Source organism: Streptomyces sp. NPDC051738, assembly GCF_044453205.1.
Lineage (GTDB): Bacteria > Actinomycetota > Actinomycetes > Streptomycetales > Streptomycetaceae > Streptomyces.
This window is the reverse complement of sequence record NZ_JBITCM010000004.1, coordinates 168,026-190,049: the sequence shown is the minus strand read 5'-3', so window position 1 is coordinate 190,049 and position 22,024 is coordinate 168,026. Positions and strand designations below refer to the sequence as shown.

Annotated in this window: 21 protein-coding genes and 1 pseudogene; 9 read left to right on the top strand and 13 right to left on the bottom strand. The window is 69.4% G+C overall.

The window, feature by feature from the left end; all coding sequences use genetic code 11:
• Positions 1–15: 15 nt before the first annotated feature.
• The gene (sodN, locus tag ACIA8X_RS11495) at positions 16–411 is read right to left on the bottom strand and encodes a superoxide dismutase, Ni (RefSeq protein ID WP_005480378.1); all 396 of its coding nucleotides are present in this window, start codon (positions 409–411) and stop codon (positions 16–18) included.
• A gap of 145 nt (positions 412–556) precedes the next feature.
• Here sodN and sodX point away from each other — a divergent pair, with 145 nt between their 5' ends.
• Positions 557–991, top strand: a complete 435-nt coding sequence (gene sodX / locus ACIA8X_RS11490) for a nickel-type superoxide dismutase maturation protease (protein WP_393449004.1) — start codon at positions 557–559, stop codon at positions 989–991.
• On the opposite strand, the gene ACIA8X_RS11485 is transcribed toward sodX, so the two are convergent.
• A complete protein-coding gene (locus ACIA8X_RS11485; RefSeq protein WP_393448629.1) occupies positions 895–1,524 on the bottom strand; it encodes a CGNR zinc finger domain-containing protein in 630 nt (209 codons plus the stop codon). The two genes, sodX and ACIA8X_RS11485, sit on opposite strands and share 97 nt — an antisense overlap.
• A 98-nt stretch (positions 1,525–1,622) precedes the next feature.
• Here ACIA8X_RS11485 and ACIA8X_RS11480 point away from each other — a divergent pair, with 98 nt between their 5' ends.
• Positions 1,623–2,393, top strand: coding sequence for a class I SAM-dependent methyltransferase (locus tag ACIA8X_RS11480; RefSeq protein WP_399458235.1), 771 nt, complete (start codon positions 1,623–1,625; stop codon positions 2,391–2,393).
• A gap of 114 nt (positions 2,394–2,507) precedes the next feature.
• On the opposite strand, the gene ACIA8X_RS11475 is transcribed toward ACIA8X_RS11480, so the two are convergent.
• Genes ACIA8X_RS11475 through ACIA8X_RS11465 form a run of 3 tightly spaced genes read right to left on the bottom strand, consistent with a single transcriptional unit; the run spans position 2,508 to position 5,228 of the window.
• On the bottom strand, positions 2,508–3,269 hold the full coding sequence (locus ACIA8X_RS11475; protein ID WP_393448635.1) for an amino acid ABC transporter ATP-binding protein: 762 nt from the start codon (positions 3,267–3,269) through the stop codon (positions 2,508–2,510).
• Between the two features lies 1 nt (position 3,270).
• On the bottom strand, positions 3,271–4,230 hold the full coding sequence (locus ACIA8X_RS11470; protein ID WP_393448638.1) for an amino acid ABC transporter permease: 960 nt from the start codon (positions 4,228–4,230) through the stop codon (positions 3,271–3,273).
• Positions 4,231–4,262: 32 nt separating this feature from the next.
• Positions 4,263–5,228, bottom strand: a complete 966-nt coding sequence (locus tag ACIA8X_RS11465; RefSeq protein ID WP_393448641.1) for an ABC transporter substrate-binding protein — start codon at positions 5,226–5,228, stop codon at positions 4,263–4,265.
• Between the two features lie 644 nt (positions 5,229–5,872).
• Here ACIA8X_RS11465 and ACIA8X_RS11460 point away from each other — a divergent pair.
• The gene (locus ACIA8X_RS11460) at positions 5,873–7,096 is read left to right on the top strand and encodes an NADP-dependent malic enzyme (protein ID WP_393448644.1); all 1,224 of its coding nucleotides are present in this window, start codon (positions 5,873–5,875) and stop codon (positions 7,094–7,096) included.
• 354 nt (positions 7,097–7,450) lie between these two features.
• Positions 7,451–8,197, top strand: coding sequence for a phosphotransferase family protein (locus ACIA8X_RS11455; protein WP_399458234.1), 747 nt, complete (start codon positions 7,451–7,453; stop codon positions 8,195–8,197).
• A 44-nt stretch (positions 8,198–8,241) separates the two neighbouring features.
• Here ACIA8X_RS11455 and ACIA8X_RS11450 read toward each other — a convergent pair.
• A pseudogene (locus ACIA8X_RS11450) lies at positions 8,242–8,545 on the bottom strand (transposase); the annotation flags it as partial.
• Between the two features lie 297 nt (positions 8,546–8,842).
• Between ACIA8X_RS11450 and ACIA8X_RS11445 the strand changes: the two are divergent.
• From ACIA8X_RS11445 to ACIA8X_RS11435, 3 genes are all read left to right on the top strand, one after another.
• Positions 8,843–9,805 (top strand): zinc-binding dehydrogenase, encoded by a 963-nt coding sequence (locus ACIA8X_RS11445; RefSeq protein WP_393448650.1) that lies wholly within the window; start codon positions 8,843–8,845, stop codon positions 9,803–9,805.
• 112 nt (positions 9,806–9,917) lie between these two features.
• A complete protein-coding gene (locus ACIA8X_RS11440) occupies positions 9,918–10,127 on the top strand; it encodes a helix-turn-helix domain-containing protein (protein WP_003997975.1) in 210 nt (69 codons plus the stop codon).
• Complete coding sequence (locus tag ACIA8X_RS11435; RefSeq protein ID WP_393448654.1) at positions 10,127–10,690, top strand: Clp protease N-terminal domain-containing protein; 564 nt, start codon at positions 10,127–10,129, stop codon at positions 10,688–10,690. The genes ACIA8X_RS11440 and ACIA8X_RS11435 overlap by 1 nt, the downstream gene beginning before the upstream one ends.
• Before the next feature lie 287 nt (positions 10,691–10,977).
• Here ACIA8X_RS11435 and ACIA8X_RS11430 read toward each other — a convergent pair whose 3' ends face one another.
• Together ACIA8X_RS11430 and ACIA8X_RS11425 are read right to left on the bottom strand one after the other, a co-directional pair.
• On the bottom strand, positions 10,978–12,027 hold the full coding sequence (locus tag ACIA8X_RS11430; RefSeq protein ID WP_393448657.1) for a helix-turn-helix transcriptional regulator: 1,050 nt from the start codon (positions 12,025–12,027) through the stop codon (positions 10,978–10,980).
• Position 12,028: 1 nt separating this feature from the next.
• Positions 12,029–13,009, bottom strand: coding sequence for a DUF4097 domain-containing protein (locus ACIA8X_RS11425; RefSeq protein WP_393448660.1), 981 nt, complete (start codon positions 13,007–13,009; stop codon positions 12,029–12,031).
• A gap of 170 nt (positions 13,010–13,179) precedes the next feature.
• On the opposite strand from ACIA8X_RS11425, the gene ACIA8X_RS11420 reads away from it, so the two are divergent.
• Positions 13,180–14,022 carry a hypothetical protein gene (locus tag ACIA8X_RS11420; protein ID WP_399458233.1) on the top strand — a complete coding sequence of 281 codons (843 nt, stop codon included), beginning with the start codon at positions 13,180–13,182 and terminating at the stop codon, positions 14,020–14,022.
• A gap of 145 nt (positions 14,023–14,167) precedes the next feature.
• Here the strand turns inward: ACIA8X_RS11420 and ACIA8X_RS11415 are convergent, their stop codons facing one another.
• The gene (locus ACIA8X_RS11415) at positions 14,168–14,350 is read right to left on the bottom strand and encodes a DUF6104 family protein (protein ID WP_003997970.1); all 183 of its coding nucleotides are present in this window, start codon (positions 14,348–14,350) and stop codon (positions 14,168–14,170) included.
• Positions 14,351–14,476: 126 nt separating this feature from the next.
• Between ACIA8X_RS11415 and ACIA8X_RS11410 the strand changes: the two genes are divergently transcribed.
• The gene (locus tag ACIA8X_RS11410; RefSeq protein WP_399458232.1) at positions 14,477–15,466 is read left to right on the top strand and encodes a hypothetical protein; all 990 of its coding nucleotides are present in this window, start codon (positions 14,477–14,479) and stop codon (positions 15,464–15,466) included.
• 119 nt (positions 15,467–15,585) lie between these two features.
• Here the strand turns inward: ACIA8X_RS11410 and ACIA8X_RS11405 are convergent, their stop codons facing one another.
• The 4 genes from ACIA8X_RS11405 to ACIA8X_RS11390 form a co-directional block, all read right to left on the bottom strand.
• A complete protein-coding gene (locus tag ACIA8X_RS11405; protein WP_393448669.1) occupies positions 15,586–15,918 on the bottom strand; it encodes a CU044_2847 family protein in 333 nt (110 codons plus the stop codon).
• Positions 15,919–16,067: 149 nt separating this feature from the next.
• Positions 16,068–19,868, bottom strand: coding sequence for a multifunctional oxoglutarate decarboxylase/oxoglutarate dehydrogenase thiamine pyrophosphate-binding subunit/dihydrolipoyllysine-residue succinyltransferase subunit (locus ACIA8X_RS11400; protein ID WP_399458231.1), 3,801 nt, complete (start codon positions 19,866–19,868; stop codon positions 16,068–16,070).
• 293 nt (positions 19,869–20,161) lie between these two features.
• Entirely contained in the window at positions 20,162–21,268 is a 1,107-nt protein-coding gene (locus ACIA8X_RS11395; RefSeq protein ID WP_393448675.1) for an ATP-binding protein, read from the bottom strand.
• Complete coding sequence (locus ACIA8X_RS11390; RefSeq protein ID WP_003997964.1) at positions 21,265–22,002, bottom strand: response regulator transcription factor; 738 nt, start codon at positions 22,000–22,002, stop codon at positions 21,265–21,267. The genes ACIA8X_RS11395 and ACIA8X_RS11390 overlap by 4 nt, the downstream gene beginning before the upstream one ends.
• Positions 22,003–22,024 lie beyond the last annotated feature (22 nt).

Below are 22,024 nucleotides of genomic sequence, written 5' to 3'. Positions count from 1 at the left end.
CGAAAGTGCCCTGGGTCAGGCCTTCTTGGTCTCCCAGAAGATCTTGTCGATCTGGGCGATGTAGTCCAGAGCCTTCTGACCGGTCGCCGGGTCGGTGGACGCCTTGGCGGCAGAGAGGGCCTTCAGGGCGTCGTTGACCAGCTGGTGCAGCTCCGGGTACTTCTCGAAGTGCGGGGGCTTGAAGTAGTCGCTCCAGAGCACCGAGACGTGGTGCTTCGCGAGCTCGGCGCGCTGTTCCTTGATGACGGTGGCACGCGCCTGGAAGTGCGGGTCGTCGTTGGCGGCCATCTTGTCCTGGACGGCCTTCACCGACTCCGCCTCGATGCGGGCCTGGGCCGGGTCGTACACGCCACAGGGCAGGTCGCAGTGCGCGCTGACCTTGACCTTGGGGGCAAACAGGCGGGAAAGCATGGAGCATTCCTTCCTCGTGATCGTCTTCTCAGGTGGGACATTACTCCCTGCAAGACGGGTTTTCGCGAGTGCCCCCATGGGCTTAGGACAAAAGTCCAGGGTCAGACTGAGACTGGTGGAGGACCGTACCGGGGAGGTGCCGGGGATGCCGGAGTTGTCGCAGGAGACCGAGCGCGGGCGCGCGGGTCGGCCCTTCGGGTGGGCCGAGGTGACCGGGCCGTCGATGGTGCCCACGCTGTATCACGGGGACTTGCTCCTGGTCGTGCACCGGGGGCGGATCAGGGCCGGTGACGTCGTCATCCTGCGGCATCCGTTCCAGCAGGACCTGCTCGTCGTCAAGCGTGCCGCGGAGCGGCGGGACGGTGGATGGTGGGTGCTCGGGGACAACACCTACGCCGGGGGCGACAGCACCGACTACGGGGTCGTGCCGGATGAGCTGATCCTGGGCAGGGTCTGCTTCCGGTACCGGCCGCGCAAGCCCGATCAGCGCTCGCCGTTCGCGCTGGCGCGCTGGGCGCTGTCGGCCGTGCGGCCCGTGTTCGCCGACCGGTCGGCCTCCAGGCGCTTGCGGGCGCGGTAGGCGGCCACGTTCGCGCGGGTCGCGCAGCGGTCGGAGCAGTAGCGCCGGGAGCGGTTGGTGGACGTGTCCAGGTAGGCGTTGCGACACGGGGCCGCCTCGCACAGGCCCAGCCGGTCGACGCCGAACTCCGTCAGGTGGAACGCCAGGCCCATCGCCGCGATCGCCGCGTAGCCCGAGGTCGCGTTCGACGGATGGTCCGCCAGATGCATGTGCCACAGGGGGCGGCCGTCGTCGTCCCGGAAGTCATGGCCGGAAATCTGCGGGCTCACCGGGAACTCCAGCAGGAGCGAGTTCAGCAGGTTCACCGCCAGCGCCTCGTCGCCGTCGTCCGCCGCCTCGAAGACCGCCCTGAGGCGCGCACGGACCGAGCGGAAGCGGGTGACGTCGGCGTCGGTGGCGCGACGTGCGGCCTCCTGGCTGACGCCGAACAGATCGCGGACGGCCTCGACCGAGGTCAGCGAGTCCTTGCCCCGGGCCGGGTCCTCGCTGTTGACGAGTCGTACGGCGTAGTCCGAGTAATAGGCCAGTTCCACTTGTAGTCCTTACGGAGGCGTTCTATCGTCGTGGTGCGGTCGGGTAACAGCTGATCGTGCTTCCAGGGTATTACGTGAATGCGCGATGGAGGGTTTCCATGACGGACACGGACATCACCACCACGATCGGAGCCGACTGGGCTGCCTGGCAGGAGAGCTGGGACCGGCAGCAGGAGTGGTACATGCCCGACCGCGAGGAACGCTTCCGGATCATGCTCGACATGGTCGAGGCCCTCGTCGGCCCCGCCCCGCGCGTGCTCGATCTCGCGTGCGGCACGGGAAGTATCACGGCCCGGCTCTTCGCGCGGTTCCCGAAGGCCACCAGCACGGGCGTCGACCTCGACCCGGCGCTCCTGGCCATCGCCGAGGGCACCTTCGCGGGCGACGACCGGGTCACGTTCGTCGCGGCCGACCTCACGGACCCCGAGTGGCCGGCGAAGCTGCCGTACGACTCCTACGACGCCGTCCTGACGGCCACGGCCCTGCACTGGCTGCACAGCGAACCCCTCGCGGCTCTCTACGGTCAGGTCGCGGAGCTCGTCCGCGACGGCGGTGTCTTCCTGAACGCGGACCACATGATCGACGACTCGACGCCCCGCATCAACGCCGCCGAGCGCGCCCTGCGCCACGCCCGTATGGATCAGGCCAAGTCCGGTGTCCTCGACTGGGCCGAGTGGTGGCAGCTGGCGGCCAAGGACCCGGTGCTGGCCGGGCCCACGGCCCGCCGCTTCGAGATCTACGGCGAGCACGCCGACGGCGACATGCCGTCCGCCGAGTGGCACGCGCGCGTACTGCGCGAGAAGGGGTTCGGGGAGTTGCGGCCGGTGTGGTGCTCGCCTTCGGACACGCTGTTGCTGGCCCTGAAGTAGAGGGAGAAACGGCCGGCGAAGCTGCTGCCGCCCGGAACCGGCAGGATCCATGGGGGGAGCACAGGGTGAAGGGGCGGTACGACAACCTCGTACCGCCCCTTCACCGTCGTACCGTCAGAGCACCTTGGACAGGAACGCCTGCGTCCGCTCGTGCTGCGGGTTGGTCAGGACCTCGCGCGGGTCGCCGGACTCGACGACCACGCCGCCGTCCATGAAGACCAGGCTGTCGCCGACCTCGCGGGCGAAGCCCATCTCGTGGGTGACGACGACCATCGTCATGCCGGACTCGGCCAGGTCGCGCATGACGTCGAGGACGTCGCCGACCAGCTCCGGGTCGAGGGCCGAGGTCGGCTCGTCGAAGAGCATCAGCTTCGGGTCCATCGCCAGGGCCCGGGCGATCGCCACGCGCTGCTGCTGGCCGCCGGAGAGCTGTGCGGGGTAGGCGCCCGCCTTGTCGGCCAGGCCGACGCGGTCGAGCAGCTCCCGCGCGCGCTCCTTGGCCTGGGCCTTGCTCGTGCCCTTGACCTGGATCGGCGCCTCCATGACGTTCTCCGCGGCTGTCATGTGCGGGAACAGGTTGAACCGCTGGAACACCATGCCGATGTCCCGGCGCTGCTGCGCGACCTCGCTGTCCTTGAGCTCGTACAGCTTGTCGCCCTTCTGGCGGTAGCCGACCAGGTCGCCGTCGACGTACAGCCGGCCGGCGTTGATCTTCTCCAGGTGGTTGATGCACCGCAGGAAAGTCGACTTGCCGGAGCCGGAGGGGCCGATGAGGCAGAACACCTCGCCGGTCTGCACCTCCAGGTCGATGCCCTTGAGGACCTTGACGGCGCCGAAGGACTTGTGGACGCCCTCGGCCTTCACCATGGCGGTCATCTCACACGCCCCTTTCGCGGCTGAAGGCCATCAGGTTGACCTTGATCCTCTGCCACGGAGTCGCCGGCAGGTTCCGCAGCGACCCACGGGCGTAACGGCGCTCCAGGTAGTACTGGAAGACGCTGAACACGCTGGTCATGACCAGGTACCAGATGCACGCCACGAACAGCATCTCCATCACGGCGTACGACGTGGAGCCGATCGTGGAGGTGGCGCGCAGTAGTTCGGGGTACGTCACCGCGTACACCAGCGACGAGGTCTTCAACATGTTGATGAACTCGTTGCCGGTCGGCGGCACGATCACCCGCATCGCCTGCGGGATCACGATGCGGCGCAGCGTCTTGCCGTGGCTCATGCCGAGCGCGTGCGCGGCCTCGGTCTGGCCCTCGTCGACGGCCATCAGACCGGCACGGCAGATCTCGGCCATGTACGCCGCCTCGTTCAGACCCAGACCCAGCAGGGCCGCCATGAACGGGGTCATGACCTGCACCATCTCGTCCTTGTAGATCGGACCGAGGTTCAGGTACTCGAAGACCAGCGCCAGGTTGAACCAGATGAGCAGTTGGACGTAGACCGGAGTGCCGCGGAAGATCCAGATGTAGAGCCAGGCGACCGAGCTGGTCACCGGGTTCTTGGACATCCGCATCACGGCCAGGATGACGCCCAGGACCACGCCCATGATCATCGCGAGGACGCTGATCAGTAGGGTGCGGCCGGCGCCCGCCACGACCGTGGAGTCGAAGACGTAGTCGCCGACGGCACTCCACTGGATCTTCTTGGCGGTGGCGAACGCGTTGATCAGCAGGGCCAGCAGGGCCAGCACGATGACACCACTGACCCAGCGGCCGTAGTGGCGGATCGGGATGGCCTTGATCGCCTCGGGCGGGATGTCCCCGCCGTCCTTGGAGACGGCGGCCGACGGCTCCGCGTCGGCCGGCTCCTTGTCGAACTTGTCAGTCACTGTGACTGCCCTTCAGTACTTGCCCGGGACGGTCACTTGCCGCCGTTGATCGCGGCCTTGTCGATGGCGCCGGACTCGGCGCCCCACTTCTCGAGGATCTTCTTGTACGTGCCGTCCTCGATGATTGCGTTGACGGCCTCTTCGAGGGCCGCGGTGAGCTCCTTGTTGTCCTTGTTCACCGCGATGCCGAACGGACCGGCGTCGACCTGCTCGCCGACGACCTCGAAGTCGTTGCCGCCGCCGGCCTTGCGGGCCAGGTCGACCGCGACCGGGTAGTCGTTGACGCCGGCGACCGCGCCGCCCGACTTCACGCGGGTCTGGGCCTCGGTGTCGTTCTCGAACGACTCGATGTTGATCGCCTTCTTGCCGCCGTCCGTACAGGCCTTGGACTGGGTCTGCAGGGCCTTCTCGTACGTCGTGCCGCGCTGCACGGCCGCCGTCTGGCCGCACAGGTCCTCGATCGAGTTGATCTTCTTCGGGTTGCCCTTCTGGACGTACACGGCGGTGCCGGCGACGAAGTAGTCGACGAAGTCGACACCCGGGCCGAGCTTCTTGCCCTTGTCGTCCAGGCCCTCCTGGCGCTGCTTGTTGTCCGTGATGGAGGACATGGCGATGTCGTAGCGGCCGGAGTTCAGGGCGGTGATCAGGCCGTCGAAGGAGCCGGAGGTGAACTGGACCTCGACACCCAGCTTCTCGCCCACCGCGGCGGCGATGTCGGGGTCGACGCCGACGATCTTGCCGCCCTCCTGGAACTCCATCGGGGCGTACTCGGCGTTCGTGCCGGCCTTGATGACGCCCGCGTCCTGGATCTTCTTGGGGAGCTTGTCGAACAGGGGGGCCGCGCTGGACTTCCCCGTCTCGCTCGTGCCGCCGTTGCCGCCGCCCTCGGTCTGGTCACCGCAACCGGTGAGAATCAGGGCGCCTGCGACCGCGATTGCACCTACCGCGGCTGCCCTGGAGCGCGCGGCGGAGTTACGGCGGGTGGAGCTTGCGGTCATGGTGGGTTCCTCCGGCGGATGGGTGGAGTTGCCGATGGGGCGACACCTGTCGATGGGATCGGCAGATGCCTTGGTTTCCTAGGTCGACGGGAACACACGCCTTCGAGTGTCGCGACCTCGTGTGATTACGGCATCTTGCCATTCGGACTGAGCCATTCAGGATGCCCGCCATGTCAAAATCGGATAACGGGTTACCCCCGAACCGCCTCAGGTCGGTACATCACGACCGGACCTTCTATGGGAATCTGACCTTCCGGCCGGAAGATCTTCGGCGTATCTCGCGATGCGGGCCGGTCGCGTGCGGTGTTTGTTGCTGCTGGTAGTTGTTCGCGGTTTCTGGTGCCGATTGTCCGCTTATTCGGTCATGAATCACAGCGATTCCGTCGCCGGGTCGTGTCCGATTCGTGTTGTCGCTGTGCATGTTTCCCTTCCCGTCATGTGATCTTGCACGTATTGGACTCGTCGTCGGCTCGCCCGTCCGGTAAGAAGGTTCTTTACACCCCTCATCCGGGGCTCAGGGCGCGTGTGCGGCGCGCCGTCGCGTATGACCCGTACGCATCAACAGATCGGGTCTGCGCGGTCCCGCCCACCCCTCACCAGGAGTGGTCACCCTCAACCAATGAAGATTTAAGGGGTAAAACAAAGTGGCAGCGGAGATCGTCAATCCTCGCAGCGACAGCAATACGGATCAGGACGGCGAGGCCGAGCCCGTCGAATCTTTCGATCCGGCGTTCGCGCTGCACCGCGGCGGCAAGATGGCCGTGCAGGCCACCGTGCCGATCCGTGACAAGGACGACCTGTCCCTCGCATACACACCCGGCGTCGCGCGCGTGTGCACCGCGATCGCCGAGCAGCCGGACCTCGTCCACGACTACACGTGGAAGTCGTCCGTCGTGGCCGTGGTCACCGACGGCACGGCGGTGCTCGGGCTCGGGGACATCGGTCCGGAGGCCTCCCTTCCGGTGATGGAGGGCAAGGCGATTCTGTTCAAGCAGTTCGGCGGCGTGGACGCGGTCCCGATCGCGCTCGACTGCACGGACGTCGACGAGATCGTCGAGACGGTGGTGCGGCTCGCGCCGTCCTTCGGTGGCGTAAACCTGGAGGACATCTCGGCGCCGCGGTGCTTCGAGATCGAGCGCAAGCTCCAGGAGCGGCTCGACATTCCGATCTTCCATGACGACCAGCACGGCACGGCGGTCGTGACGCTGGCGGCCCTGCGGAACGCCGCGCGGCTGAGCGGGCGGTCCATCGGGGATCTGCGGGCCGTCATCTCGGGTGCCGGTGCGGCTGGTGTCGCCATCGCGAAGATGCTGGTCGAGGCCGGTATCGGGGATGTGGCCGTCGCGGACCGCAAGGGCGTCGTGTCCGCCGACCGGGAGGACCTGACGTCGGTCAAGCGGGAGCTTGCCGGGTTCACGAACAAGGCCGGTATCACCGGGCCGCTGGAGGCGGCTCTGGAGGGTGCGGACGTCTTCATCGGCGTGTCCGGCGGTACGGTGCCGGAGGAGGCGGTGGCTTCCATGGCCTCGGGCGCGTTCGTCTTCGCCATGGCCAACCCGAATCCGGAGGTGCATCCGGATGTCGCGCACAAGTACGCGGCGGTTGTCGCCACCGGGCGGTCGGACTTCCCGAACCAGATCAACAACGTGCTGGCGTTTCCGGGGATCTTCGCGGGGGCGCTGCAGGTGCGGGCCTCTCGGATCACCGAGGGGATGAAGATCGCTGCGGCGGAGGCGTTGGCGGCTGTCGTGGGTGACGATCTCGCTGCGGACTATGTGATTCCGTCGCCGTTCGATGAGCGGGTGGCGCCTGCGGTTACGGCGGCGGTTGCTGCTGCGGCCCGGGCGGAGGGTGTTGCTCGGCGCTGACGGTTGGTGTCGTGTCGTTGAATGGCCCCGTCCGGGTTGGGCGGGGTCATTTGTTTGTGTGGCGGTTGCCTTTGCCTCTGGCGGTTGTGGGTGGGATGCCTGCGGCGGCCTGTGCGGGTGTGGTGGGGGTGCGCGTAGCGCCTGCGGTGTGGTGGGTGGGTCGGGGCCGCGTCGGGGGTGTCCGTCCTCGGACCGGCGGCTGGACTTAGGACTCCTGACAAGAGTGGTGGACTTGACCTGGTCAGAGGTCGGTGTCGCGCACGAGGCCGCCGGGTGTCGGGATGCAGTCAGCCGCGTAATCGCACGCGATAAACCCGGCGACGTCGGCGATCATCCCCGGAATACTTCTCGCCCATGGATGAGGTCGAAGTCGTTGTCGCCCATTCCGAGCGCGCGACCCTGCGCGTCGGCGACGTGTTCCTGAAGGTGGACGCCGATCAGGCGCGCATCGACGTCGAGGTCGAGGCGATGTCCCTCGCGCCGGTCCCGACCCCGGAGGTCCTGTGGCGCAAGCCGCCCGTGCTCGCGATCGCCGCACTCCCGGGGACGACGATTGGGCGCCTCGGCGGGCCGTCGACCGGGTCGCCCGCGGCGTGGGCCGCGGCGGGCGCCGCCATCCGGAAGCTGCACGACGCGCCGCTCCCGCCCCGGCCCGGCCGGGCCGGTCGGAGCATCGTCGCGCTGGCGGCGGAACTCGACGACGAGTGCGAGTCGCTGGTGACGAACGGCGTCCTGCCCGCTGACCTGGTCACCCACAACCGCCAGGTCGCCGAGGCCGCGCTCCGGCCGTGGACTCCGGCGTTCACGCACGGCGACCTGCAGATCGCGCACGTCTTCGTCGAAGGCGACGAGGTCACGGGCATCATCGACTGGTCCGAGGCGGGCCACGGTGATGCCCTGTACGACCTCGCCACCTTCACGCTCGGACACGAGGAGCACCTCGGCGACGTCGTCGCCGGCTATGGCACCGACATCGACCTCGACGTGATCCACGCGTGGTGGTCGTTGCGAAGCCTGCTGGCAGTTCGCTGGCTGATCGAGCACGGCTTCGACCCGTTCGCGCCGGGCTGTGAGGTCGACGTGCTGAGATCCCGGATGTGAGGCTGCGCGGGCCCGACTGCTACGAATGCGTTCACGAACGCGTGGTGGATGTCGTCGCGGATCTCCCAGCGGATGCGCAGGCGGCGGAACCAGTGCAGCAGCGCGATCGCTCCTTCCACGACCCAGCGGTACACGCCCAGGCCGGAGCCGTGCCCGGTGCCGCGCCGGGCGAGGTGCGGGGTGATCTGGAACCGGGGGACCTTGTCCCGGTAGACCTCGTGGTCATAGCCGCGGTCGGCCTACAGATACCTGGGGCGGCGCAGTGGCTGGCCGCGCTTGCCGAGGATCGGCGGGACGGCCTGGATCAGCGGGATCAGTTGGGTGACGTCGCCCACGGTTGCCGCCGGTGGTGATTGACGCGTCCCCTTGCCGCCGTACGCGACTGCAGGCCCGTAGGGGTACGCGCCATCGCCGCACGCCGGATCGCCTTATGGCTGTGGGTGACACGGCAACTTCTCGGTGCCGGTCCAGGCATTTTCAGCCCGTCCGGCGTTTGAGGGCGGGGCCCCTTCAGGGCCGAAGCGGGGGTCTGGGGGCGGCAGCCCCCAGTGGGGCCCGCACCAACGCCGGGTGCGTTGACAAGAGGGCGTGTCTCACAGGGGGGCTTGGTTCCGTCGGGTGGCGGGGGAGCCTATCGTCAACGTCATGTTCGCTGTCTACGCCGCCCGAATCGACCGCGACCAGCCGCTTTCCGGACTGGAGTTGGGGGAGCGGCCGGCTCCCGAGGTCCGTCCCGGTTGGAGTGCCGTCAATGTCAGGGCCGCCTCCCTCAACCATCACGACCTGTGGTCGCTGCGGGGCGTGGGCCTCGCAGAGGACAAGTTGCCGATGATCCTCGGGTGTGACGCCGCCGGCGTCGACGAGGACGGCAACGAGGTCGTCCTGCACTCCGTGATCGGCCAGAGTGGGCACGGGGTGGGGCCCAGAGAGCCGCGTTCCATTCTCACCGAGCGGTATCAGGGCACGTTCGCGGAGCAGGTCGCCGTGCCGACCTGGAACATCCTGCCCAAGCCCAAGGAACTCTCCTTCGAGGAGGCCGCCTGTCTGCCGACCGCCTGGCTGACGGCGTACCGGATGCTGTTCACCAACGCTGGGGTGCGCCCCGGCGACTCCGTGCTCGTGCAGGGCGCCGGCGGTGGAGTCGCCACGGCAGCCATCGTGCTCGGGAAGGCCGCCGGTCTGCGTGTCTTCGCCACCAGCCGGGATGAGGCCAAGCGCAAGCGTGCCGTGGAGTTGGGGGCCCTGGAGGCCCTGGAGTCGGGGGCTCGGCTGCCTGAGCGGGTCGATGCCGTGATCGAGACGGTCGGCGCCGCCACCTGGTCGCATTCGGTCAAGTCGCTGAAGCCGGGGGGCACTCTGGTCATCTCCGGTGCCACCAGTGGGGACCGGCCCTCGCACGCCGAGCTCACCCGGATCTTCTTCCTGGAGTTGAAGGTCGTCGGCTCGACCATGGGGACCAAGGACGAGCTTGAGGATCTGCTCTCCTTCTGTGCTGCCACTGGTGTGCGGCCCGTGATCGATGAGGTGCTTCCCATGGATCGGGCCCGGGAGGGCTTCCAGCGGATGGAGTCGGGGGAGCAGTTCGGGAAGATCGTGCTCACCAACTGAGGGTTCTGTCGGCAGATCGATCTTGCGGCGGGTTCGGGGCATTGCCTCGGGCCCGCCGTTTTGCTTGTCAACTAAGGTTGACGCGGGTTGCGTGTCAATGTACGTTGACATCATGACCGAAGCAACAGATCTCGCCGAGCGGGCGGGTGATCGCGATCCGCGGGTCGGACTGCGGGCCGTTGCCGCCCTGCGCCGGTTGCTGGAGCAGCTGGAAGCCGTGCAGGTGCGCAGTGCGCGCAATCAGGGGTGGTCCTGGCAGGAGATCGCCGCGGAACTCGGGGTCAGCAGGCAGGCCGTGCACAAGAAGTACGGGAGGCGTTGATGTTCGAGCGGTTCACGAAGGATGCCCGTGCGGTGGTGACGGGTGCCGTGGAGCATGCCGAGCGGGGTGGGGCGCAGGCCGTCGACGCCGAGCACATGCTGCTCGCCCTGCTCGATCGGGAGGGCAGCCGGGCCTCGTTCGCCCTTGCCGCGCTCGGTGGCGGGAACTGGCCGGAGTCCGTACGGACGGCCTTGGGTGAGGCTCGGCGGCGGGGCGGGTTGTCGCAGGCCGAGGCCGAGGCGTTGGCCGGGTTGGGGATCGATGTCGGGGAGATCGTCGCCCGGGTCGAGGAAGCGCACGGTGTCGGGGCGATGTCCGGGGATCGGAAGGACAAGAGGTGGTGGTCGGGGCACCGTTCGTTCAGTCGGGGCGCCAAGGAGGTGCTGGAGCAGGCGCTGCGCATCGCCGTCGCCCGTCGGGACCGGCACGTTGGTGACGAGCACATCCTGCTGGCCATGACCAGCCGACCCGGCGTGCCCGCCGAGGTACTCGCCGATCACGGGGTGACCTACGAGTCCCTGACCCGCGTGCTGTATGGCGGCGGAGAGGCCAAGGCCGGTTGAGGAGGGGGCCGGTGGGTCGCCCGAGGAGGCAGGCGCGTTGCCCAAGGGGGCGGGCGCGGACCCGGACTCAAGGGATCACGTGTGGCCCCCGACTCAAGGAGGCGGGCGCGTCGCCCCGGTTGTGTCCGGGCTCGGTCCTGGGCGGCATCACCGATGAGGCGGCCGTGCCGGCGTAGGGCGGTGCCGTGGCGCGTTGGGCGGTGCTGTGCCGCGCAAGGCGGCGATGCCGTACCGCCCAAGGCGTCGCCGTACCGCCCAGGGCGACGTACCCGCCCAGCAGAGCGGCGTCAGGGCCTCGGTGTACGCAGTAGCGCTCCGATATGGGCCGCCGCCGTCGACAGGTGGCGGCGGGCGTCGCGGAGTTGGTCCGGCGTCACGCCGTGGTCCCTTGCCGCGTCGCGGATGTCGTCGCGGAAGCGGTCGAGCAGGCGGTCCAGGTCGCGGGCCGGGTCGTCGCCGGGGGCCTCGTGGGCCCAGCTGGGTTCGTAGCCGGCGGGGAAGTCCTCCGGGGTCTCCGAGTAGTCGGGGTGCTGCTGCGCCGACTTGGGGGAGTCCTGGCGGCCGAAGCCGAAGTCCCTGCCGAACTCCTTCCCGTAGTCCTTGCCGAAGTCGCCGAACTCCTTGGCCAGTTCCGTCAGGCCCTCCCGCAGGCCCGTCGGCCAGTCGCCGCGGACGAAGTGGTCCTGTACCTGTTCCTGGACCCGGCGGGCGATGCGCTGGACCTCCTCCTGGGCCTGGGCCCGGGCGCGGTCCTGGGCCTCCTTGGCCTGGCGTCGGGCGCGCTGTGCCTCCTCGCGGGCGCGGCGGCTCTCGTCCTTGGCTCGGCGGGCCTGTTCCTTCCACTCCTGCTTGGCGCGGCGCATCTCCTCCTTGGCGGCGCGCCACGCCTCCTTGTCGGTGTACTCCGAGAAGTCGCCGTAGGGTGTCTCCGCCGCGGCGCCGTTCCCCCTGCGGGCCTCGGACGCCGCCGCGCGCATCTCGCGCCGCAGGTCTCCCGCAGCGCCGCGCACATCGGCCTTGATCTCGGCCGCGAGTTCGGCGACGGACTCCCTGATCTCCAGCTCCAGATCGGCCAACTCGCCGCTGCGGTCGGCCAGTTCCGCACGGCCGGCGTCCGTGATCGCGTACACCTTGCGGCCGCCCTCCGTGGTGTGGGTGACCAGGCCTTCGGCCTCCAGCTTGGCCAGACGGGGGTAGACGGTGCCGGCCGACGGTGCGTACAGCCCCTGGAAGCGTTCTTCGAGGAGGCGGATCACCTCGTAGCCGTGGCGCGGGGCCTCGTCCAGCAGCTTCAGCAGATAGAGACGGAGGCGGCCATGGGCGAAGACGGGGGGCATGTCAGAGCACCTTCTTGTCGGTCGTGCCGTCGGCCGGGGCGGTGTCGGTCGGGTCATCGCCCTGGCCGGAGACGGAATTGTCCCCCGAGCTGTGCTGGGTGCCGATCACCGGGTCGGTCGTCGAGTCCGTGACCGGCCCTGGTTCCTCCCACGCCTCCGCCTCCCACGGCTCGTCCTCCTTGGGCGGGCGGCGCAGCAGGGCGATCGAGCCGGAGATCGTCGTCGCGCGGAGCTTGCCCGTGCCCGCGCCGAGGCGGCCGGTGATCTTGTGGGCGCCCCACTGGCCGTGCACCCGGAGGCCCTCGAAGGCGTTGGAGATCGTGCCGCTCGCGGTGTTGGCCTCGACGTCCGCGTCGGCCGGGGACGGCAGGCGGATGGCGATCTCGCCGGAGACGCTGGTCAGCCGGACGTCGGTCGGGCCGTCCGGGTCGAGGTCGACGATCATGGCGCCGCTCACGGAGTCGGCCTTCACCGAGGAGCCGGAACCCTCGACGACCGTGAGGTCGCCGGAGACGGAGTTGAAGCGGAGGTCGCCGGTGACGGCCTGGGCCTCCAGGTTCCCGGAGACGGTGTCGGCGCGGACCGGGCCGGACAGGCCGACCAGGGTCGTGTCGCCGGTGACGCCCTTGACGACCGACGGGCCGCGGATCCCGGAGACCACCGCCCCGGCCCCGACCACGCCCACCTCGACGCGGGTGTCGGCCGGCACCGCCACGGAGACCACCGCGCCGCGCCGCCAGCCCTTGCGGTCGAGCCACTTGAGGAAGCCCTTCCAGGGCAGGTCCTCGTAGGCCACCGTCAGCGTGCCGCCCCGCTGGGTCACCACCAGGGGTGGGCCCTCGATCTCGGAGACCTCCAGGCGGGCGGAACCTTCGTCCGTCCCCACGACGTTCACCGTTCCGTTGACGATGCGCACGTGGAGCTCGCTCACCGGCTCGTCGAAGGTGAGTTTCCTGGGCTCGGCTACGGACCACTCGGACATGGTGCGGACCTCCTGGGCGACCGGACGCGGCCGCACGGGCCGGATCTGAACACGACGCGCCATATCGCGTCATACGTAATTCACGATATATCGCGGACTCGGAAAGTCAAGGCACTCGTTCTGGTGATCACAAGTCACGTGAGGTGGACAAACGGGCCTAGCGTGTTGATATGTCGACGGAAGAGTCCAGGTCCGCCCGCCAGGCCCGACCCGCCCCGGGCGCCCTGCTGCTCTGCCGCGCGGAGCCCGAGACCGTCGCCTCCGCCGCCCAGCTGCTGCGCGAGCACATGCTGCTGGCCTCAGCCGGCGGGGAGTGGAGCGTGCTCGTCCCCGAGGGCGGGCCCTGGCAAGAGGGAGGCGAACCGGTCGACCGCGTGCTCACCGGCTGGGCCACCGCCCTCGCCGTCGCCCATCCCTGGCCCGTCCTCGCCCTCTGGTGGGACGCCGACCGCGCCGGATTCACCCTCGCCTCAGGCTTCCGCCGACCCGTCGGCTACGTCTGGCTCGCCAACGGCACCCCGGCCGGCGAGGACGAGGCCATGCGCACCTTCGCCGGCCGGCTCGGCCTCGATCCGGTCCTCGACATGCAGTCCCTCGACGAGCTGACCCGCTCCGACAGCGCGGCCGACGCACGGGCACGCATGCGTGGCCTCATCGCCGTCCTCACGCGCGCGGGCGTGTCCCTGCCGCCCGGTCTCACCCCCGGCGAAAGCGCCGAGAGCCTCCACGAGGCCGTCCGCGACCAGCCGCACGTACGGATCGAGTGGTCGGGCTGGCGTGACGCCTTCCGCGCCGAACTCGACGCCATCGAGGGCGGACACCTCGGCCCCTGGCTGCCCTGGGCGGGCGGCCCCAAGGCCCGCGTACTCGCCCTCGCCCAGGTGGCGGCCGGTCTGCCCCTCACCGTCTGGGGTCTACGGCGCCGCAGCGGCGGTTGGATCGTCGCGGGCACGGTGCTGCTGGCCCACGGCGTGCTGGGGCTGGCGTACAGCGCGGTGCGGCCGCTGGACTGACGGCCGCGCGGGTCGCCGTACAGAGCAGGACCGGCGGCCGTGCAGGTTGCCGTACAAGGCAAAAGGGCGCCCCCATCAGGGCGCCCCGGGAACAGCCCGCTCAGCATGAGAGGGCAGTTCGATCTCCTCCGGCTCGACTACTCGACTACACGTCGTCGTCCTCGTCGTCCAGCCGTGCCAGCCAGGTCGCCAGCCGCTCCACCGGTACCTCGAAGTCCGGGTTCAGGTCGACGAAGGTGCGCAGCTGCTCGGCCAGCCACTCGAAGGTGATCTCCTCCTCGCCGCGCCGCTTCTCCAGTTCTTCGATGCCTCGGTCGGTGAAGTACATGCAGTGAGGATATGTCCTGTCCGCCACGCGTGCGTGCCGGGCCCGCACCGTGCGGGCGAGGCGCCTGTGCGGCCCCGTGGAACACTGGGTCGGCGAGAGGTTGTCCACCATACGGAGACGGGTCTCATGGGCACGCGATTCGACCAAGTACCCCTTGTCGGAACGGGGCTTGCCCCGGCCGGGGACATTGACGGCTGGCTGGCCTCCGCGCCCGTGCGCGCCCTGGTCGAGGCGTTCTCCAGGACCGGGCAGGACCATGAACTGGCCCGCGATCTGGCCGCCGAGAAGGGCGACGTCGTCGAGCGGCTGGCGCGGCTCGACGCGTTCACCGACCGGTGGGACACGCGCCGGGGCCGGGAGCGCAACCAGGCCGACGAGCTGGCGATGCGCCCGGACCAGGAGGAGCTGGTGACGGCGGCTGCGGAGGCGCTCGGCATGTGCGGCGGTACGCGGCTGCGGTACGACCGCTACGACCACGTCCTCATCCTCGGCGGGCTCGTCCGCGCCTGCCTGGTGCGCACGGCGCATGCCGCCCAGCTGATCCGGAGCGGACAGGTTTCCGCCGGTTCGGTCACCGCCCTCGGCGGCCACCGGCCCTTCGTGGGCGACGAGTTCGAGCTCGCCGCGCAGGCCGGGGCGCCCGAACTCGCCGAGGAGTACGAGGCGATGGACTCCGGCACGCGCAGGGCCTTCGGGCTCGGTGCGCCGGAGTCCGTCGAGGGCGAGGAGTCCGAGCTCCCGGGCGGCACCTGGGGAGTGCGCCACTACCGTACGGCCGACGGGATGCCCCTCCAGGTCGTGGCCGCGCCCTCCAGCGAGCCTGCGCGGCGCCGTGCGGACACGCCGGACAGCTATGCGTTCTTCGCCGGGCGCGTCGCCGCGTTGCAGCCGGGGGAGCGGCTGTTGCTGGTGAGCACGGCCATCTATGTGCCGGCCCAGCACGCCGCCGCCGTGCGGATGCTGAAGCTGCCGTTCGGGGTGGAGGTGGACACCGTGGGGAACGCGCCGGGGGCGGTCGCCGGGATGCCTCCGCAGCGGTTCACCGCGACGAAGTACCTGCTGGAGGTGCGGTCCACCGTGCGGTCGTTGGCCCGGCTCGCGGAGGCGTTGAGCTAGGGCCCGTCGTTTGGATCATCCCGGCGTCGCGGGGTCTGGCACGCACGGGTCGGCTGAAAGGCGCCGAATCTCACAGCCGGCCTGATCCAAACGACAGGCCCTGGCCGGCTGACGGCGGCTCACGCCTGGGGGTGCTTCTTCTCCCAGCCGAGCTTGACGACGATGTGGCCCTCGACCCCGGTCTTGGTCAGTACGGCCCCGGCGCTCGCGTTCAGCTTCACGCCGAACTCCAGCTCCACCGTGTCGGGTTGGGCCGCCTGGAAGGTGCGCAGGGTTGCCTCCGCGGCCCGGCGGATGGGGGCCAGGGCCTCCTCCAGGGAGACCGAGGCCTCGCGCATGCGGTCGCCGACGCGTGAGGCGCGGACCATGCCTGGCTCGTCGTCCTCGACCTCGACGACCAGCTGTCCCGCGCCGTCCTCGTCGTCCATGGCGATCCGCAGCAGCTCGGCCATTGGTGCCCCCGTGTGTCCGTCCTTCTCACTTCACCGGTGTCTCAATTTACTGGTGTGGCGGGCGAGTTGGCCGTAAACGCCGGAAGGCCCGGCTCCGAGTCACGCGGACTCGGAGCCGGGCCTTCCGATCAGACCCGTTGTTCGAAGGCTCAGGCCTCGAACACCTCACGCACCAGCTGCTCCTGCTCGGCCTGGTGGCGCTTGGCCGAACCCACCGCCGGGGACGAGCCGTGCGGACGGGAGATCCGCCGCAGGCGCTCGCCGTGCGGGATGTCGGCGCCGACCGCAAGGTCCAGGTGGTCGATCAGGTTGAGCGCGATGAACGGCCACGCACCCTGGTTCGCCGGCTCCTCCTGGGCCCACAGGTACTTCTCGGCGTTCGGGTACTTGGCGATCTCGGCCTGGAGCTCGGCACCCGGCAGCGGGTACAGGCGCTCGATGCGGATGATCGCCGTGTCCGTGACGCCGCGCTTCTGGCGGTCGGCCTCAAGGTCGTAGTACAGCTTGCCGGCGACGAAGACGACCTTGCGGACCGCGGCCGGGTCGACCGTGGAGTCGCCGATGACGGGGCGGAACTGGCCCGACGTGAACTCCTCCGTCTTCGACGCGGCGGCCTTGAGGCGCAGCATCGACTTCGGGGTGAAGACCACCAGCGGCTTGTGGTGCGGGTTGTGCACCTGCCACCGCAGGAGGTGGAAGTAGTTCGACGGCAGGGTCGGCATCGCGACCGTCATGTTGTTCTGGGCGCACAGCTGGAGGAAGCGCTCGACACGGGCCGAGGAGTGGTCCGGGCCCTGGCCCTCGTAGCCGTGGGGGAGCAGGAGCGTGACGCCGCTCGTCTGGCCCCACTTCTGCTCGGACGCCGAGATGTACTCGTCGACCACCGTCTGCGCGCCGTTGACGAAGTCACCGAACTGCGCCTCCCACATCACGAGCGCGTCGGGCCGGGCCAGCGAGTAGCCGTACTCGAAGCCCATGACCGCGTACTCGGACAGCAGGGAGTTGTAGACGTTGTAGCGGGCCTGGTCCTCGGCGAGGTACTGGAGCGGGGTGTGCTCCTCGCCCGTCTCGCGGTTGATGAGGACCGCGTGACGCTGGCCGAAGGTGCCGCGCTGGGAGTCCTGGCCGGACAGCCGGACCGGGGTGCCCTCCAGGAGGAGGGAGCCGACCGCGAGGGTCTCGCCCATGCCCCAGTCGATGGTGCCGTCCTCGACCATCGCCGCCCGGCGCTGCAGCTGCGGCAGCAGACGCGGGTGCACGTGGAACGTGTCGGGGATGTTGACCTGGGACTCGGCGATCCGCTTCACGACCTCCGCGGAGATCGCGGTGTTCACGGCGACCGGGAACTCCGCGCGCGGGTCCGACACCGGGCCGGCGCTCGGCTGGGAGACAGCCTCGCGGACCTCCGTGAAGACCTTCTCCAGCTGGCCCTGGTAGTCCTGCAGCGCCTGCTCGGCCTCTTCCAGGGTGATGTCGCCGCGACCGATGAGGGACTCGGTGTAGAGCTTGCGCACCGAGCGCTTCTTGTCGATCAGGTCGTACATCAGCGGCTGGGTGAAGGCCGGGTTGTCCGACTCGTTGTGACCGCGGCGGCGGTAGCAGATGAGGTCGATCACGACGTCCTTGTTGAACGCCTGGCGGAACTCGAAGGCCAGGCGGGCAACGCGGACGACCGCCTCCGGGTCGTCGCCGTTCACGTGGAAGATCGGGGCCTCGATCATGCGGGCCACGTCGGTGGCGTACATCGAGGAGCGCGACGACTCGGGAGCCGCCGTGAAGCCGACCTGGTTGTTGATGACGATGTGGACCGTGCCGCCGGTGCGGTAGCCGCGCAGCTGCGACATGTTCAGGGTCTCGGCCACCACGCCCTGGCCCGCGAAGGCCGCGTCACCGTGCAGGGCCACCGGCAGGACGGTGAAGTCCGTGCCGCCCTTGTTGATGATGTCCTGCTTGGCACGGGCGATGCCCTCGATGACCGGGTCGACCGTCTCCAGGTGGGACGGGTTCGCGGCCAGCGAGACGTTGATCTGCTCGCCGTCCAGGCCGGTGAAGGTGCCCTCGGCGCCCAGGTGGTACTTCACGTCGCCGGAGCCGTGCATCGACTTCGGGTCGAGGTTGCCCTCGAACTCGCGGAAGATCTGGGCGTACGACTTGCCGACGATGTTGGCGAGGACGTTCAGGCGGCCGCGGTGGGCCATGCCGATGACGACCTCGTCCAGGCGGGACTCGGCAGCCGAGTCCAGCACCGCGTCGAGCAGCGGGATGACGGACTCGCCGCCCTCCAGGGAGAAGCGCTTCTGGCCGACGTACTTCGTCTGCAGGAAGGTCTCGAAGGCCTCCGCCGCGTTCAGCCGGCGCAGGATGCGCAGCTGCTCCTCGCGCTCGGGCTTGGTGTGCCCGCGCTCGATGCGGTCCTGGATCCACCTGCGCTGCTTGGGGTCCTGGATGTGCATGAACTCGACGCCGGTGGTGCGGCAGTACGAGTCGCGCAGTACGCCGAGGATGTCGCGCAGCTTCATCAGGGACTTGCCGGAGAAGCCGCCGACCGCGAACTCGCGCTCCAGGTCCCACAGGGTGAGGCCGTGCTCGGTGATGTCCAGGTCGGGGTGCTTGCGCTGGCGGTACTCCAGCGGGTCGGTGTCGGCCATGACGTGGCCGCGGACCCGGTAGGAGTGGATCAGCTCGAAGACGCGCGCGGCCTTCGTGACGTCGTCGTCGTGCGAGGCGTCGATGTCCTTGAGCCAGCGGACCGGCTCGTAGGGGATGCGCAGCGCCTCGAAGATCTCGTCGTAGAAGTTGCCCTCGCCGAGGAGGAAGTTCGCGACGATCCGCAGGAACTCGCCGGACGCGGCGCCCTGGATGACCCGGTGGTCGTAGGTCGACGTGAGCGTCATGACCTTCGAGATGCCGAGCTTGTTGAGGGTGTCCTGGCTGGTGCCCTGGAACTCGGCCGGGTAGTCCATGGAGCCGACGCCCATGATGACCGACTGGCCGGGCATGAGGCGCGGGACCGAGTGGACGGTGCCGAGGCCGCCGGGGTTGGTCAGGGAGACCGTCACGCCGGTGAAGTCGTCCATGCCCAGCTTGCCGTCGCGGGCGCGGCGGACGATGTCCTCGTAGGCCTGCCAGAACTCGAAGAAGTTCAGCGTCTCGGCCTTCTTGATGCCCGCGACGACCAGCTGGCGGTCGCCGTTGGGCTTCACCAGGTCGATGGCGAGGCCGAAGTTGACGTGCTCCGGCTTGACCAGGGTCGGCTTGCCGTCCTTCTCCGCGAAGGAGTAGTTCATCGACGGCATGGCCTTGATGGCCTGCACCATCGCGTAGCCGATCAGGTGCGTGAAGGAGATCTTCCCGCCCCGGGCGCGCTTCAGGTGGTTGTTGATGACGATGCGGTTGTCGAAGAGCAGCTTCACCGGGACCGCGCGCACGGACGTGGCCGTGGGCACCTCCAGCGAGGCGTTCATGTTCTTCGCGACCGCGGCGGCGGGGCCGCGCAGCGTCACGAGCGCGGGACCGTCCGAGGACGCGGCGGCAGCGGCGGCGGGCTCGGCCTTCTTCGGCTGAGCCGGCTTCGCGGCCGGGGCGGGGGCGGCGGGCTTCGCCGGAGCCGGGGCCGCGGCGGCGGGCGCAGCAGCAGCGGGCTTCGGGGCGGCCGGGGCCGGCGCCGGGACCGAGGGGGTGGCCGGGGCAGCGGGGGCCGCCGGAGCCGGACTGGTGGTCCCTGCGGCCCCCGCGGCCGCAGTACCCGCCGGAGCCGCGGCGCCGACGCCGGGCTTGTAGTCGGCGAAGAAGTCCCACCAGGCTCGGTCTACCGAATTGGGGTCCTGGAGGTACTGCTGATAGATCTCGTCGACGAGCCACTCGTTCGGACCGAACGCGGCCGCGGGGTTCTTCCCCGCTTGGTCGGTGTCGGTCGAGATGCTCGAGTTACTGGGGGACTGTGGCGACACGGCGGCAACCGCCCTCTTCCGCTTCTCACAAGGTGATGGACAGCGGGAATAAAGGCTACGCCTCCATGGCCGGGAAGGTGAGGCTGAGCAAGGTCATCGTCGTGTAAGTCACATTGGAAAGCGTGTTTCGGGCCTGGAAATGGCGGGAAACAAGCGTGGTTCCGCTTCGGAAGACCGCAGATGGGATGCCTCGACCGGGGCCCGGCACGCCAACGGCGCGGGCCTGTACCTGATCACACGTGTCCGTCAGCCAGGACAGACGTGGATCTTGTGGCTCCGCTTCGAACTTTACGTCAACTTGGAACAGATGGCTGCCCAGGAAGTGTGACAAGAATCCGGCAACCTCGATCGGATTCGGCCACGCCGATGTGGCCCCCGTGCAGATCGACGGCCCAGCGTGCGATCGCCAGCCCGAGCCCCGTACCGCCGTCGCTGCCCGGTCCGTGCGGACGGCGGACGGCGCCCCGGTTGAAGCGCTCGAAGACCTTGTGCCACTCCGACTTCGGGATGCCCGGCCCCTCGTCCAGGACCTCCAGCTCCAGCGACTCCGGATACGCCCCGCGCCGCGCCTTGACCGTCACGCGGCCGTGCGGCGGGCTGTGCTTGATCGCGTTGTCGATGAGGTTGGCGACGACCTGGTGGAGGCGCTCGGGGTCGGCGTGCGCGGTCAGCTCCGGCGGGGACACGTCGAGGTGCAGATGGACGTCCGTACGGGTGTGGCTGCCCGAACCCGACGCCATGCCCCTGCGCGCGGAGGCGACCATGTTGGCCTCCTTCAGCACGCCGGACAGGTACGGCCACACCTCGAAGCGCCGCAGCCGCAGCGGTACGACGCCGTTGTCCAGGCGGGACAGGTCCAGCAGCGTCTCCACGAGCCGGCCGAGGCGCTCGGTCTGCTTCAGCGCCGTGCGCATCGTCTCGGGGTCGGCCTCGGCGATGCCGTCGACCACGTTCTCCAGGACGGCCCGCAGGCCCGCGATCGGGGTGCGCAACTCGTGCGAGACGTTCGCCACCAGCTCCTTGCGCTGCTGGTCCTGGGCCTCCAGCTCGTCGGCCATCAGGTTGATCGTCTCGGCCAGGTCGCCCAGCTCGTCCCGGCGGTTCTCCTTCACCCGGCGCGTGTAGTCGCCCTGCGAGATGGACCGGGCCACCGTGTTCATCTCGTCCAGCGGGGCCGTCAGCGAGTGGGCCACGAACTGGGTGACCAGCAGGGTGGCGATCATCGAGAAGACCATGATGAAGCGCAGCTCCGTCTGGTACCGCACCGCGTTCACCGACAGCCCCGTGGTGATCAGCACCGCGATGACGACGAGCGCGCCCAGCTTGGTCTTGATCGAGAACGGACGTACACCGCCCCAGGGCTCCCCGGGGCCTCTCCGCGGAGCCGGGCCGTCGCTCATGGCGTCGGGGTCTCCAGGGCGTAGCCCACGCCGTGCACGGTACGGATGCGTTCGGCACCGATCTTCCGGCGCAGCGCCTTGATGTGGCTGTCGACGGTCCGGGTGCCGGAGGCGTCCGCCCAGTCCCACACCTCGGCGAGCAGCTGCTCACGGGAGAGCACCGCGCGCGGGGTGTTCGCCAGGCACACCAGGAGGTCGAACTCGGTCGGCGTGAGGTGAACGTCCTCACTGCGCACCCGCACGCGCCGCTGCGCGTGGTCGATCTCCAGCTCGCCGAGGCGCAGGATGCCCGACCGCGGGGTCGTGGCGGCCAGGGCGGCGCGCTCGACGCGGCGCAGCAGCACATGCACGCGTGCCGCCAGCTCCCGCATCGAGAACGGCTTGGTCATGTAGTCGTCGGCGCCGACGCCGAGCCCGACCAGCATGTCGGTCTCGTCGTCACGTGCGGTCAGCATCAGCACCGGCACCGGCCGCTGGGCCTGCACCCGGCGGCATACCTCCAGGCCGTCGAAGCCCGGCAGCATGATGTCGAGGATCAGCAGGTCAGGCTGCCAGGCCTCGGCCGTGTCGACCGCCGCCGGCCCGTCACCCGCGGTCTGCACGAGGAATCCCTCTGCGCGCAGGCGGGCCGCGATGGCGTCCACGATGGTCGGATCGTCCTCGACCACCAGGACCCGGCGCTGTGCGCCCGGGGTCGCCGCCGTGCCGTTGTGGGAGGTGTGTGTCTGCTCCATCGCCCGCCCCAAAGTTGCTTTC

Coding starts and splice junctions, on each gene's coding strand:
- sodN (WP_005480378.1), bottom strand. CDS start 411: ATGCTTTCCCGCCTGTTTGCCCCCAAGGTCAAGGTCAGCGCGCACTGC.
- sodX (WP_393449004.1), top strand. CDS start 557: ATGCCGGAGTTGTCGCAGGAGACCGAGCGCGGGCGCGCGGGTCGGCCC.
- ACIA8X_RS11480 (WP_399458235.1), top strand. CDS start 1,623: ATGACGGACACGGACATCACCACCACGATCGGAGCCGACTGGGCTGCC.
- ACIA8X_RS11475 (WP_393448635.1), bottom strand. CDS start 3,269: ATGACCGCCATGGTGAAGGCCGAGGGCGTCCACAAGTCCTTCGGCGCC.
- ACIA8X_RS11465 (WP_393448641.1), bottom strand. CDS start 5,228: ATGACCGCAAGCTCCACCCGCCGTAACTCCGCCGCGCGCTCCAGGGCA.
- ACIA8X_RS11455 (WP_399458234.1), top strand. CDS start 7,451: ATGGATGAGGTCGAAGTCGTTGTCGCCCATTCCGAGCGCGCGACCCTG.
- ACIA8X_RS11445 (WP_393448650.1), top strand. CDS start 8,843: ATGTTCGCTGTCTACGCCGCCCGAATCGACCGCGACCAGCCGCTTTCC.
- ACIA8X_RS11440 (WP_003997975.1), top strand. CDS start 9,918: ATGACCGAAGCAACAGATCTCGCCGAGCGGGCGGGTGATCGCGATCCG.
- ACIA8X_RS11435 (WP_393448654.1), top strand. CDS start 10,127: ATGTTCGAGCGGTTCACGAAGGATGCCCGTGCGGTGGTGACGGGTGCC.
- ACIA8X_RS11430 (WP_393448657.1), bottom strand. CDS start 12,027: ATGCCCCCCGTCTTCGCCCATGGCCGCCTCCGTCTCTATCTGCTGAAG.
- ACIA8X_RS11425 (WP_393448660.1), bottom strand. CDS start 13,009: ATGTCCGAGTGGTCCGTAGCCGAGCCCAGGAAACTCACCTTCGACGAG.
- ACIA8X_RS11420 (WP_399458233.1), top strand. CDS start 13,180: ATGTCGACGGAAGAGTCCAGGTCCGCCCGCCAGGCCCGACCCGCCCCG.
- ACIA8X_RS11415 (WP_003997970.1), bottom strand. CDS start 14,350: ATGTACTTCACCGACCGAGGCATCGAAGAACTGGAGAAGCGGCGCGGC.
- ACIA8X_RS11410 (WP_399458232.1), top strand. CDS start 14,477: ATGGGCACGCGATTCGACCAAGTACCCCTTGTCGGAACGGGGCTTGCC.
- ACIA8X_RS11405 (WP_393448669.1), bottom strand. CDS start 15,918: ATGGCCGAGCTGCTGCGGATCGCCATGGACGACGAGGACGGCGCGGGA.
- ACIA8X_RS11395 (WP_393448675.1), bottom strand. CDS start 21,268: ATGAGCGACGGCCCGGCTCCGCGGAGAGGCCCCGGGGAGCCCTGGGGC.
- ACIA8X_RS11390 (WP_003997964.1), bottom strand. CDS start 22,002: ATGGAGCAGACACACACCTCCCACAACGGCACGGCGGCGACCCCGGGC.